Genomic DNA, 14,294 nt, shown 5'->3' on the forward strand with positions numbered 1-14,294 from the left:
ATGCTGTTCTTAGGGTGGTGTAGCCGCTATACTATGCGCCGCATTTGAAAGCGATATAGAAAATAAAGCTAAATAAAGGAAAAAAATGACTCCTATTACTAAATCATTCCAGTATGGTCAACATACTGTCACGCTAGAAACCGGTGTAATTGCTCGTCAGGCCACAGCGGCTGTTATGGCCAGCATGGACGACACCGTGGTACTGGTTACCGTTGTGGGTAAAAAAGATACTAAATCGGGTCAAGATTTCTTCCCGCTTACGGTAAATTACCAAGAAAAAGCCTATGCTGCGGGTAAAATCCCCGGTGGTTTTTTCAAACGTGAAGGCCGTCCCGCTGAAAGCGAGACGTTGATCGCCCGTTTGATCGATCGTCCTATTCGTCCGTTGTTCCCTGAAGGGTTCATGAACGAAGTACAGATCATTATCACGGTAGTTTCGGCTAACCCGGAAATCCCTACTGATATCATTTCTCTTATAGGTACCTCTGCTGCCCTTGCCATCTCTGGCATACCCTTTAGCGGTCCTATTGGCGCTGCGCGCATTGGATACATCGATGATCAATATGTGCTTAATACGCGCAATTCTGAGCTTGAAACCAGCAAATTGGATTTAATTGTTGCCGGTACCCAAAGCGCAGTACTGATGGTTGAATCAGAAGCTGAGGTGTTATCAGAAGAAATCATGCTTGGTGCCGTAATGTATGGTCATGAGCAAATGCAAACCGTGGTTAACGCGGTATCTGAGTTTGCTGCTGAAGTGGCTACTCCTAAGTGGGATTGGCAACCAGAGCCAGCTAACGTCGAGCTTAAAACCAAGATCAAACAATTAGCTGAAGCCGGGATCACCGAAGCGTACCAAATCTCCGATAAAATGGAACGTAAAGACGCTATCACTGCTTTGACTGATAAAACAGTTGCCCAGATTGTTGCTGCCGATGCTAATCAAGATGCTAAAGAAGTATCTGAATTGTTGCATGAAGTGGAAAGTGATGTGGTTCGTTCACGCATTCTTGCCGGTCAGCCGCGAATAGATGGTCGTGATCCAGCGATGATACGCGCACTTAATATGGCTACTGGCCTGTTGCCACGTACTCACGGTTCGGCAATATTTACCCGTGGTGAAACTCAGGCAATTGTGGCTGTCACTTTAGGTACAGAACGCGATGCCCAGATGATCGACGGTTTGAATGGCAAAACGGACAGCCGTTTCATGTTGCATTATAACTTCCCTCCTTATTGCGTCGGGGAAACCGGTTTTATCGGCTCACCTAAACGTCGTGAAATTGGGCATGGTCGTTTGGCAAAACGTGGTATTCAAGCGGTCATGCCGACTGAAAAAGAGTTCCCGTATGTGGTACGCGTGGTATCAGAAATCACTGAATCAAATGGTTCGTCTTCCATGGCGTCTGTTTGTGGTACATCTTTGGCATTGATGGATGCTGGTGTACCTATTAAAGCTTCTGTTGCGGGTATCGCCATGGGCTTAGTCAAAAACGAAGATAACTTTGTAGTCTTGTCAGATATTCTGGGCGATGAAGATCACTTGGGCGATATGGACTTTAAAGTGGCCGGTACCACTGGCGGTATCACTGCTTTGCAGATGGATATCAAAATTGAAGGTATTACTCAAGAAATCATGCAAATCGCCCTTAAGCAGGCTAAAGAAGCACGTTTGCATATTCTCAACGTCATGGATCAAGCGATCGGTGGCCACAGAGAAGAAATGTCTGAGTTTGCCCCGCGCATTTATACCTTGAAAATAGATCAAGACAAAATCCGTGATGTAATCGGTAAAGGTGGCGCCATGATCCGTTCGATCACTGAAGCTTCTGATACCAACATCGAAATCGAAGACGACGGCACAATCAAGATTTTTGCTACCGAGCGGGCCAAGGCCGATATCGCCATCAGCAAAATTGAGCAGGTAACGGCCGATGTTGAAGCAGGAAAAACTTACCAAGGTAAAGTGACGCGTATCGTTGATTTTGGTGCCTTTGTGGAAATATTACCTGGTAAAGAAGGCCTGGTACACATTTCTCAAATCGCCCACGAGCGTGTAAACAAGGTTTCTGAGCATTTATCTGAAGGTCAAATCATCGACGTGAAAGTAATGGAAATCGACCGTCAAAACCGCGTTCGTTTGAGCATCAAAGAGTTGCTTGAAAAACCTGAAACCGGTGCTGAAGGTAACGAATAAGGTTAGATAACCTGCTTTAGGTTGTTACAACCGTGTTTTACAACCGTGTTTTACAACCGTGTTTTACAACCGTGCAGTGATACTTAAATAAAAAGGGAGCCTCGGCTCCCTTTTTTAATGGCTGGATTTTGTCCTGACCCAGGTATTAAGCCTGTTTGTTATGCAATAATTTGTTGTAGGCTGTGTGACTTGCCAGGGTTAACGACTTGCCCCTGGGTGATCGCGGTTTCCACACATAACATATTTTTGTAGCCGTCACTCTGCATGTCTCGCATGGCCTTAGCGTTATCTGCCCAAGGATTCCACACTACTATACTGTCATGGCCGCTTGAGAGTATCTCGGTATTGCCTACATCTTGTACTATGCACAATTTGTCCGGGGTAACCAAATGCACCCGGTCGGTTTCAGCGCTGAATTGGTAGGGGGATGGGGTAGGGAGCAAGGCATAATCTTGCAGCTTGTCTTTGTACTTGCCGGATAATCCTGTTAGTTCACAGGTTTTGATATCGTCCACCTTAAAATAGCTGTGCAACGCCCCGTTATAGGTAAAGGCAGTCTGGCCAATATTTTGTGTCACCAGGCGGATCTCAAGCTTGTCTCCCACTGTGATCACTAATGTTAGTTGGGCCTGGCCATTAAAGCCGCCCCCTTGGCAGGTTCCAGGCTGCAAGCGTATTACCGTTTTTCCGGCAATATCTTCACAGTCGAGGATATGCCACTGCTGAGTGCGTACGTAACCATGGGAGGGATGGGCCGCCCCTTCACTATGTGCACCAAACCAGGGCCAACATATCGGCACACCACCGCGAATAGCATGTTTGGCATCCAAGAAGGCATTTTCACTTAGCCACAAGCGTGGACGTTTATCCTGTATGGGCATAAAACTCAGTACATGCCCCCCATACAAAGAGATAGTGCTATGGGCATACTCATTGTCGATGATGAGAAGTTGCAAGGCGTCTTGATTAATAAGCGAGGCGGAATGTGACAGCTGCATAGGTATCCTTGGGATCAAAAAAGGCGGTTATCTACTGTAGATAACCGCCTCGTTAGCATATTAGATTAACATTAGCCAAGCTAGCGCAACATGTATGTTGCATTAGCTAATTTAATGATTAACTATTTGCTGATGTGTGCTACCAAATCCAACACTTTGTTTGAGTAACCAATTTCGTTGTCGTACCAGGATACCAATTTGACAAAGGTGTCAGTCAGTGCGATCCCGGCGGTGGCATCAAAAATGGAGGTGCGAGTATCACCAATAAAATCTTGAGACACAACTGCATCTTCGGTGTAACCCATAATGCCTTTCAACTCACCTTCAGAAGCGGCTTTCATCACTGCACAGATTTGTGCATAGGTGGCGGGTTTAGCCAAGTTCACCGTTAAATCCACTACCGATACGTCTGCAGTGGGGACGCGGAACGCCATACCGGTTAATTTACCGTTCAATTCAGGAATGACTTTGCCAACAGCTTTCGCTGCACCCGTTGACGAAGGAATAATATTCTGTGACGCGCCACGACCACCGCGCCAATCTTTGGCTGAGGGGCCATCGACGGTTTTTTGGGTCGCTGTAGTTGCATGCACTGTGGTCATCAAGCCGTCTACGATACCGAAATTATCGTTCAGTACTTTGGCCAAAGGGGCCAGACAGTTAGTGGTACAAGAAGCATTGGAGACAACCGCTTGTCCGGCGTAGCTTTTATGATTAACACCCATTACAAACATAGGTGTGTCATCTTTAGAAGGGGCAGATAACACTACCTTGCTGGCGCCAGCCTGAATATGTTTACGGGCAGTTTCATCGGTCAAAAACAAACCTGTGGCCTCGACCACTACCTCGGCTCCGATGTCGTTCCATGCCAGGTTGGCCGGATCACGTTCAGCACTCACCCGTATGGTATTACCGTTTACGATAAGTTGACCGTCTTTAACTTCTACCGTACCTTTGAATTGACCATGGGTTGAGTCGTACTTGAGCATGTACGCCATATAGTCTGCATCTAGCAGGTCGTTAATGCCTACTACTTCAATGTCGTTACGTTCGCATGCGGCGCGAAAAACAAATCTGCCGATTCGGCCAAAGCCGTTGATGCCAATTTTTATAGCCATTACTAAATCCTCTAAGCTGATCGTATTATGAAATATAATTACAAAATTATGGACTAAATAGCCAAATAAGGCAAAATAAACCCTCAAAAATGTCATTTAATTACATTTTAATTTAATGCAAACGTATTCAACTTCGCCTGCCTTAAACTTTGCTTAATAATAGCCGATCAAAATATTGTTAAATTTATAGGAATCAAACGTTAATGACTTCATCACTGATTGACCACCTCGTCGAATATCGTGGCATCGAGTCAAACTATACTGACGCTTGGGGCAATCCAGCGACCATAAACCCCGATACCAAAAGTAAATTGCTCGGCGTAATGGGTTATCACGTTGAAGATCCACAGCGCTTAGAGGAACAGGTCAAACAAAGTGCAGCCACAAATTGGTCAACGCCTCTGGATCCAGTTCAGGTAACACATGTTGATAAACCGCTACAATTTACCCTACGGTTGCCAATCGAACTTGTCACGGATCAATATATTTGCCAACTAAGCCTGGAGAGCGGCGAAGTATTTACCCATCTATTTGAGCCGCTCGATGGTCAACTAATTAATGTGACCCATATTGATGAAGTGGAGTTTCAGGAGTATTTAATTGATGTTCCCCAATCCCTGCCGCTTGGATACCACAACCTCGATCTGATTATTGACGACGAAACCTTGTCCAGCATGCGTCTGATCATTGCACCCAAAGCCTGTTATCAGCCCCAAACCCTCCTGCAAGGGAATAAGGTCTGGGGCTTGAGTGTGCAGCTTTACTGCCTGCGCAGCGAAAAAAACTGGGGAGTAGGGGATTTTACTGATCTTGCCTACCTAACCCGGGAGGCGGCCCTCAATGGCGCACATTTTGTAGGGCTCAACCCTATTCATTCTTTGTATCCCGCCAACCCTGAAGCCTGCAGTCCTTATGGCCCCTCATCCCGTCGTTGGCTAAACTTTATTTATATCGATGTCACAGCAGTTGATGGTTTTGACTCGCCACAGAGCCAAACCTTAGTCAACAGTGATGAATTTCAAACTACGCTGGGGGCCGTGCGCAGCGCCGAGTTAGTCGATTATCCCAGAGTAGTCAAACTTAAGTTGGATGTCTTAGGCAAAGTATTTGACTATCAAAATAAACAATATTTGTCGAAAAATACTAAGGTCAATAAAACGTTTAAAGTCTTTGTAGAAGAAGGTGGGGAAAGCCTGCAGACGCTGGCCGTATACGATGCCTTACAAGAAAGTTTAGCTGCAAAAGGCAAACCCTCCTGGGGCTGGCCGGTCTTTCCAAAAGAATATGCCGATTTTCATTTGCCAGCAGTGGCCAAGTTTGCCAAGGCCAATGCCAAGAGAATTAAGTTTTTCCTGTGGTTGCAATGGCAAGCCGCGCTGCAATTGGAAAAAGCCAATCAGGTTGCCCAAGAATACAAGATGAGCATTGGTCTGTATCGCGATTTGGCAGTGGGGGTGAGTGAAGGCAGCGCAGAAATCTGGGGGAATAAGGAATTATATTGCACTGAAGCAAGTGTTGGCGCGCCACCAGATGTATTGGGCCCTCTTGGTCAGACATGGGGCTTACCGCCTATGGACCCTATTAAATTATTTGAGCAAAAATACCAGCCTATTATTGATTTATTCAGTGCCAATATGCACGCCACCGGCGCCTTACGCATCGACCATGTGATGGCGTTGTTGCGATTATGGTGGGTAACTAAAGGTGACACCGCCAAAGAAGGTGGGTATGTTTATTATCCGGTCGATGATTTGTTGGCTATTTTAGCCCTTGAGAGTCACCGTAATCAAGCTATGGTAATCGGAGAAGACTTAGGTACTGTACCAGAGGAAATTCGCAGTAAATTAGCGGACAACGGCGTATATTCCTATCGGGTATTCTTTTTTGAACAGGCTGAGGATGGCGGTTTTTTCGCTCCCTCACATTATCCGGTGCAGTCAATGTCTACTCTGACAACCCATGACATGCCGACGTTGAGCGGTTTTTGGCATTGTTATGATTTGCAGTTGGGACAGGAATTAGGCTTGTATCCAACTGAAGAGATACTATCTGTACTCTATGAGAGCCGACATGACAATAAGCAGGCGATTTTAGATACTTTGCATGGTCATCATTCTATCCCTGAACATATTGGCCATAATGTGAATGATGTAGGCATGAGCAAGGAGCTTAACTATGGCATGCAACTACATATGGCCTCTGGTTCCAGCGCGCTATTAAGTCTACAGTTAGAAGATTGGTTAGAGATGGACAAACCGGTTAATATTCCAGGTACGTTCAACGAATATCCTAATTGGCAACGTAAGTTAAGCCGCAATTTGGAGCAAATTTTCAGTGACGCTGATACCAAAAATCTTGCTCTTAGGTTGACTGAGGCACGGCAAAAAGCTAAACAATAATGCAGACTAGGGCGGTTCAAAACTTGAACCGCCAACACCGTAAGGCGACAACATGCAGCTAGCCCAACAATTACAACAAGCAAAATGTGCTTTTCCCTTCTCTCATCTAGGTCCACATTCAACTCAGGACGCCATAACGATTACCGCTTGGGTACCCAATGCCCTGGCTGTTGAGGTAATCGATCTCGCCACGGGTAAAAAGGTCGGACAGTTACGCAAAGACCAGAGCAGTGATCTTTTTAGCGCTGATTTTAAACTTAAACACCCGTTGTTGGCTTATGCCCTTGATGTTTCAAATGCCCGAAGTGAATATAGAATCATCGACCCTTATCAATTTCAGGATCAAGCGTACCACGGTGTGCATTTTGTCGAACACGCCCCAGAAAACATATACAAGCAACTGGGTGCTCAGTTAGTTAGTTTAGACCTTGGCTTAGCTGACACTATAGCGGCTACACGCTTTAGTGTCTTTGCTCCCAATGCCAGTTCTGTGGCGTTAATTGGCGATTTCAATTATTGGGACGGCTCCTGCATGCCGATGCAGAAAACTGATTCTGGTTATTGGGTATTAGTTGTGCCGGGCATTGAAGCTGGAGCCAAATATAAGTATCAAATTAAGGATTCGTCGGGCAGTGATTTACCCCATAAAGCGGATCCGGTTGGCTTCTATGCCGAGCAATATCCTTCACATGCTTCAATTGTCTACGATCATCAGCAATACCAATGGCAAGATCAACAGTGGCAGCAGACAGTCAAGCAAGACAAATACAGCCAGGCCATGAGTATCTATGAATTGCATCTTGGTTCATGGAAACGCCCAGATAGTGGTTCTGCTCAACAATTTTTGACTTACCACGAGTTAGCCGAACAACTTATTCCGTATATCACAGACATGGGTTACACCCATATTGAATTATTACCCATTTCCGAATTTCCCTTTGACGGCTCTTGGGGCTATCAGCCCGTTGGTTTATTTTCACCTACCAGCCGTTTTGGTACACCGGATGATTTCAAGTATTTTGTCGATCAATGTCATCAAAATAACATCGGCGTTATTATCGATTGGGTACCGGCGCACTTTCCGGAAGATGGCCACGGCTTGGCCAGATTTGACGGTAGCCATGTATATGAATATGAAGATCCACGCAAAGGCTGGCACCCCGATTGGAATTCCTGCATTTATGATTTTGGTAAAGATACGGTTCGCCAGTTTTTAGTGGCCAATGCGTTATTCTGGTTGGATAAATACCATATAGATGGTCTGCGGGTAGATGCGGTAGCCTCTATGTTGTATCTGGACTATTCCCGTGAAGATGGGGAATGGATACCCAATGTCGATGGTGGCAACCATAATTATGAATCTATCAGTTTATTGCAGTGGATGAACAAGGAGGTTTACGCCAAATACCCCAATGCCATGACCATAGCAGAAGAGTCCACTTCTTTTCCCAAAGTATCACGCCCAGTATTTGAAGGCGGATTAGGGTTTGGCTTTAAATGGAATATGGGCTGGATGCACGATTCCTTGCATTATATTTCTAAAGATCCGTCATATCGTCGTTACCACCACAATGAGATCACGTTTAGCATGGTGTATGCGTTTGATGAGAGTTTTGTGTTACCTATTTCCCATGACGAAGTGGTACATGGGAAAGGCTCCTTATTACGTAAAATGCCCGGTGATGAATGGCAACAAGCAGCGAATTTACGTTGTTATGCCGCCTTTATGTTTGGCCACCCTGGAAAGAAACTCAATTTTATGGGCAACGAAATCGGCCAGGTAGCAGAGTGGAATCACGATAGCTCGATCAACTGGCATCTGCTTCAGTTTGATAAACATCAGGGCATACAAAACCTGTACCGGGATTTGAATCATCTCTATCAGGATCACCCAGCGTTACATGAACTGGACCATCAGCCCAGCGGATTTGAGTGGATCGATCATGGTAACGCCGGCCAGAGTGTATTGTCGATGTTACGCAAATCCCAAAATGGCGCACAAAAAGTCTACATGATCAGTAACTTTACCCCGGTTCCCAGAACTGATTTTCGCCTGGGCGTACAAGACAAGGGTGAATATCAAGTCATTCTCAACACCGATGATAAAAAGTATTGGGGCAGCGGTCTTGATGCCAGTGCTAACTTGCATGCTGACGCGCAACCTACCCATAATCAAAACTATTCTATTAGTCTGATGCTGCCGCCTTTGGCGAGTGTATTTATCTTGTTTAAGGGGTAATCAAGTTAGTGGAAAATTTACAGGTGACGACAGGCTCTGGGATATATTTGGGGGCCATATTGGATACTCAAGGATGCAATTTCGCTGTGCATTGCCCCAGTGCCGTTAGTGTGAGTTTGTGTTTGTTTGATCGCAATACAGAAGAGCAAGTGACTGTTATTCCTATGCCGGCTAAAACCGGTAAGGTTTGGCATTGTTATGTGCAAGGTATTAAAGCCGGACAGCTATATGGTTACCGTACCAGTGGCGAAAACCAGTCGCATATGGGGCTAAATTTCGATGCTAATAAGTTATTAATCGATCCTTATGCTAAGGCGATCAATCGCCCTTTGGTATGGAATGCCAAGCAATACGCTGGTGACAGTCAGTTTATGATTTCCAAATCTGTGGTGGTAGAAAATACCCCCACCACGCAACGCCCGTTCAAACCCAATACTTTGCTTGAAAATACTATTATTTATGAAGCTCATGTTAAAGGGGTAAGCCAACTGCATCCTGATGTGCCGGCGGCTTACCGGGGCAAATTTTTGGGGCTCTGTGAGCCTGCAATAATTCAACATTTACTGACCTTGGGCATTACTGCCGTGCAGTTAATGCCGGTCGCCGCCTTTATGCCCGAAGCCTATATTAGTCAGAAAGGATTGACTAATTACTGGGGATATAACCCGATCAACTATTTTAGTCCGGATCCTCGATATGTGGTCGCAGACGGGATCGGCGAATTCAGGACTATGGTGGATTGTCTGCATGAGGCCGGGATAGAAGTGATCCTGGATGTGGTCTATAACCATACCGCTGAAGGTGGCCAGGACGGTCCCATGTTGTCTTTTAAAGGTTTTGATAATTCGTCATTTTATCTATTTGATCGTGACGAATACGGAGCGGTGGATTACCACAAATATGTCAATAATTCCGGTTGTGGCAACAGTGTCAATACGGCTTTTCCTTATGTGTTGAAAATGGTCATGGATGCGTTGCGTTATTGGGTGCAGGATATGGGCGTTGACGGATTCAGGTTTGATTTGGCCGCCAGTTTGGGCCGAGATCCCTATGAGTTTTCTTCATTGTCGGGTTTTTTCAGAACCATACGTCAGGATCCCGTATTAACGGGTATCAAGTTAATTGCCGAACCCTGGGACATCGGACACGGTGGATATCGCCTCGGACAGTTCCCGTCAAATTGGTTGGAATGTAATGACAAATACCGGGATACGGTTAGAGAATTTTGGCGCGGCGACAAAGGCACAACCAGTGATTTTGCCACCCGGTTGTTAGGCTCCAGGGATGTTTTTCCCAAAGAAAGCCGCTCCATTTTAACCTCAGTGAATAATATCAGTTATCACGACGGTTTTACCTTACAGGATTTAGTCAGTTACGCAGAGCGTCACAATGAAGCCAATAGAGAGCAAAATCGTGACGGCCACGGGCATAATTTATCCGCTAATTATGGTGTGGAAGGGCCCACAATCGATACGGCTATTTTGGCCATGCGAGAGCGTCAGAAGCGTAACTTGTTTAGCACTTTGCTTTTTTCTCAAGGCATTCCGCATGTTTTGGGCGGGGATGAATTAAGTCGTACTCAGCAAGGCAACAATAATGCCTACTGCCAGGACAACGAAATAAGCTGGTTAAATTGGGATTTAAATCAGAGCAAACAGGATTTTTTATCTTTCTGCCAAAATATAATCAGCATTCGCAAACACAGCATGCTACTTAGGCACTTACAATTACAGGACGATAACTTCGATCTTGTCCATAATGTGGCAAAAATCTATTGGTATCGCCCAGACGGTGCACGCAAATTGGAAGATGATTGGCACGACAATAATAATCAGGCTTTCGCGGTTGAGTTGCGAGGTGAAGAGTCAAGCACAAAGGAGGCCACAGAACACTGGCTGTTAATATTTAACGCCAGTGATCATGACGTACAATTTGAATGCCCTTCTTATGCTCAGGACCAGCAATGGGAACTGCTGGTGGATACTCGTTATGCCAAACTTGACGAACAACCGAAAACCCTGGTGACTGGCAGCTATCAACAAGCTCACAACAGTTTTTGTTTATTTCGGGCCGTAGAGAACATCAGTTAATTAAGCCCGCCAAACATCTACTAGGCACATGGAAGTGCGATTCATGGATGGGAAACCCGCAAAGCTCCTCCCTACATTACCCATATCTCTATACTCTGCAAAGGTCTCACAAGCACAATAGGTCTGTCTGTTAGCAAGAGAATTAATGCACGGTACATGCAATTTCAAGGCGATTGGGTATAATCGCCCAGTATTAAATAATCTTGGTTTTTATTAGGACGTCTCAATGGCTAACGCTGAAGTAATGTGTGATATCGGGTTTATCGGGTTAGGCGTGATGGGCAAAAATCTGACATTAAATCTTGCTGACAACGGATATAAAATAGCCTGCTACGATTTAGATCGTCGAAAAATCGACGATCTATTAAGCCAGGATCAAGCTGAACGTGGAGCAAAAGCACCACGAGTGATCATGTGTGACTCTTTTTCTGACATACTTAAGCAAACCCAGTCCCCCAGGTTAATCATTTTATCCATACCTGCGGGCGATCCCGTGGTACAAGTGTGTGACCAGCTAATTGAAGCCGGTATAGAGCCACAGGATATAGTAGTCGATACGGGTAACAGTTTGTGGACCGATTCTATTGCCCGAGAAGCACACTACCGAGGTAAATTCATTTTCTTCTCTACGGCAATTTCCGGTGGTGAAGTAGGGGCCAGATTCGGACCTTCCTTGATGCCTTCTGGTGATCGACAGGCCTGGGAGCGTATAGAGCCTGTATGGAATGCGGTTGCCGCAAAAGTGGATGCCAAAACCGGTAAGCCTATCGAAACCTTCACCCCAGGTGAGCCCGTGTTGGAAGGCGAATCGTGCTCGACTTATATTGGCCCGATCGGCTCGGGACATTATGTGAAGATGGTGCATAACGGCATTGAATATGCCGATATGCAATTGATCTGTGAAGCATATCAGGTTATGCGCCAAGCACTGCATATGAGCCCAGCCGAGATTGCGGTTATTTTCAGGCTTTGGAATAAAGGCGAGCTAAATAGCTATCTGATCGAAATCAGCGCCGAAGTACTGGATGAAATCGATACAGAAACGGGTTTGCCCGTAGTCGATGTGATCATGGATAAAGCAGGGCAAAAAGGCACCGGGCTGTGGACAGCAGTGGCAGCTTTACAAGTAGGCAGCCCGGCACAAACCATTGCCCAGGCGGTGTTCGCCAGAAGTCTCTCCAGTTTGAAAAATGAGCGGGTTGTGGCGAGTAAAATTCTAACCGGCCCCACACCGCAAATTTTAACCGACCAACAAAAGAAGGTGGCCATAGACGCTCTGCACGATGCGCTATATTGTTCAAAAATTTGTGCTTATGCCCAGGGGTTTCAACTATTGCAGATGGCGTCAGTTGAGCAGAAGTGGCAACTGGATTTCGCGGAAATCGCTAAAATTTGGCGCGCTGGCTGTATTATCCGTGCGGCCTTTTTACAATCCATTACCAGCGCTTACCAGCAGGATCAACAATTAGCTAACTTGCTTCTTAACCCGTTTTTCTCCGATAAGATTAATCGCTACCAAGATCACTGGCGTCAGGCCATTGCCAGCGCTACATTAAATGGTATTCCGTCACCGGCCATGTCATCTGCATTGAACTATTATGATGCGTACCGGGCTGAGACATCGGCAGCCAGTTTGTTACAGGGACAACGCGATTTCTTCGGTGCTCATACTTTTGAGCGAGTTGATAAGCCTGAGGGGGAGATGTATCACATTGAGTGGAGTCTACCGGGACGGCCACAAGCTAAGTTATAATATTGTGGCTAGCGGGTGTACAGGGGGATCTCCTGGTCCCGAAAAGCACTATACTCGTTAATATTAGTTCTGACCCAGAGGCCAATATATGAAATTAACCGAACAGCAATGGCAAGAAAAACTGTCCGCAGAAGAATACCGAGTAACAAGGTTAAAGGGAACTGAGCGCCCTTTTAGCGGCGAACTATTGGACAATAATGCTCTGGGCGAATATGTCTGCCGTTGTTGTGGTGAAAAATTATTCGACTCCAAAGACAAATTCGATGCTGGCTGCGGTTGGCCATCCTTTTCTGCGGCTAGCCCTGAGCAAAATGTTGAATATCATAGTGATACCAGCCATGGCATGCAGCGTATCGAAATTGTCTGTCGGCATTGTAATGCTCATTTAGGCCATGTGTTTAATGATGGACCCACGGCTAGCGGTCAGCGCTATTGTGTAAACTCTGTGTCGCTACAATTCACGCCCAAACAAAAATAATCGCATTAAATGCTGAGCTTAGGTGTTTAATGCGGCAAACTGATAAAAAAATCATTTAATTTCTGAAAGTTTGTTTCACTATTTGTTTGTTTTTTGCGCTATATAGGTGCTTTGAATTCCCTGTCCTGGATTTGTTCAATGTACCTTTTGGCCACTTTTTCCAAGGTTTGTATCTTATCTGTGGACTTAAGCCTTCGGGTGATCTGACCCAAATCAATGTCCGCAACATCGAAATCTTTGGCCACATAAGCCCAAATGTAGGCATCCTTATAATTATCCTGTTTCATGTTGATGGTGCTTAGACTGCTGAAAATCTCACTATGCATTTCAGTCTTTGCAGGCGTGAGTTCTATTGCCTTGTATAGGGCCTGTTTGGCCTTGTGCTGATTAAACTTCACATAATAAGAAGCTAATCCTAGCTGCAAGCTGGGGGTATTAAGCTTGTCTTGGGATTCCAGGGCCAGAAATTTTGTCAATGCAGTTTTATCCCCATAACGTGACCAGTGGTACAGTAATAGGTGGGGTTCGGATGAATGCCGGGTTTTGCGGGTTAGTCGTTTCAGCTCACGCTCAGCTACCATAACCGCTTGCATACGCCTGGCCTGTTTGTCGTTTTGACTAATATGTTCGATTTGTGCGGCCCTACTAATGCAAACCTTATACCTCTCAAAATCCTCCAGTAAATAATAATCCAGCAACTCACTCGGGGCCAGCTGGTACTGGTAGCGATGTTTGATGATTTGGCTTTTCTGAGCCAGACACCAACCATCCGGATTTAGGTCGGAACAGAATTGCACATGTTCATCACAAATTCTGGTGGCGGTCATGGGGAATAATGAATCGCAGCCACCTAACATCGCTAATAGGGCAAAAAGTGCAATACAACGCATAAATTTCCTTGTAGTTAAATTACTAATATATCGTCTGTTTTTACCGCAAAATGACTTAATCAGTAAATTTTCAACAATTTGGCGGGAGTAGGTACTTTGATTAGAATACCGGCCAATTTGACTGGATCCAAG

Annotated in this window: 9 protein-coding genes; 6 read left to right on the forward strand and 3 right to left on the reverse strand. The window is 45.5% G+C overall.

Annotated features, from left to right (window positions below):
* Positions 1 to 85 precede the first annotated feature (85 nt).
* Positions 86 to 2,197 carry a polyribonucleotide nucleotidyltransferase gene (pnp, locus tag AC3RV5_RS08945; protein ID WP_489731575.1) on the forward strand — a complete coding sequence of 704 codons (2,112 nt, stop codon included), beginning with the start codon at positions 86 to 88 and terminating at the stop codon, positions 2,195 to 2,197.
* 158 nt (positions 2,198 to 2,355) lie between these two features.
* Here pnp and AC3RV5_RS08950 read toward each other — a convergent pair whose 3' ends face one another.
* Together AC3RV5_RS08950 and gap are read right to left on the reverse strand one after the other, a co-directional pair.
* Positions 2,356 to 3,195: a D-hexose-6-phosphate mutarotase gene (locus AC3RV5_RS08950; RefSeq protein WP_489731576.1), complete on the reverse strand. Its 840-nt coding sequence runs from the start codon at positions 3,193 to 3,195 to the stop codon at positions 2,356 to 2,358.
* Positions 3,196 to 3,317: 122 nt separating this feature from the next.
* A complete protein-coding gene (gap, locus tag AC3RV5_RS08955; RefSeq protein WP_489731577.1) occupies positions 3,318 to 4,313 on the reverse strand; it encodes a type I glyceraldehyde-3-phosphate dehydrogenase in 996 nt (331 codons plus the stop codon).
* 203 nt (positions 4,314 to 4,516) lie between these two features.
* Between gap and malQ the strand changes: the two genes are divergently transcribed.
* From malQ to msrB, 5 genes are all read left to right on the forward strand, one after another.
* The gene (gene malQ, locus AC3RV5_RS08960; protein ID WP_489731578.1) at positions 4,517 to 6,712 is read left to right on the forward strand and encodes a 4-alpha-glucanotransferase; all 2,196 of its coding nucleotides are present in this window, start codon (positions 4,517 to 4,519) and stop codon (positions 6,710 to 6,712) included.
* A 52-nt stretch (positions 6,713 to 6,764) separates the two neighbouring features.
* Complete coding sequence (glgB, locus tag AC3RV5_RS08965; protein WP_489731579.1) at positions 6,765 to 8,951, forward strand: 1,4-alpha-glucan branching protein GlgB; 2,187 nt, start codon at positions 6,765 to 6,767, stop codon at positions 8,949 to 8,951.
* Positions 8,952 to 8,959: 8 nt separating this feature from the next.
* Positions 8,960 to 11,041 (forward strand): glycogen debranching protein GlgX, encoded by a 2,082-nt coding sequence (glgX, locus tag AC3RV5_RS08970; RefSeq protein WP_489731580.1) that lies wholly within the window; start codon positions 8,960 to 8,962, stop codon positions 11,039 to 11,041.
* 226 nt (positions 11,042 to 11,267) lie between these two features.
* The gene (gene gndA / locus AC3RV5_RS08975; protein WP_489731581.1) at positions 11,268 to 12,794 is read left to right on the forward strand and encodes an NADP-dependent phosphogluconate dehydrogenase; all 1,527 of its coding nucleotides are present in this window, start codon (positions 11,268 to 11,270) and stop codon (positions 12,792 to 12,794) included.
* A gap of 88 nt (positions 12,795 to 12,882) precedes the next feature.
* Entirely contained in the window at positions 12,883 to 13,272 is a 390-nt protein-coding gene (gene msrB, locus AC3RV5_RS08980; protein WP_489731582.1) for a peptide-methionine (R)-S-oxide reductase MsrB, read from the forward strand.
* A gap of 98 nt (positions 13,273 to 13,370) precedes the next feature.
* Here msrB and AC3RV5_RS08985 read toward each other — a convergent pair whose 3' ends face one another.
* The gene (locus AC3RV5_RS08985; protein ID WP_489731583.1) at positions 13,371 to 14,162 is read right to left on the reverse strand and encodes a DUF2989 domain-containing protein; all 792 of its coding nucleotides are present in this window, start codon (positions 14,160 to 14,162) and stop codon (positions 13,371 to 13,373) included.
* Between the last annotated feature and the right edge of the window lie 132 nt (positions 14,163 to 14,294).

The organism is Paraglaciecola sp. IT1134 (assembly GCF_058068185.1).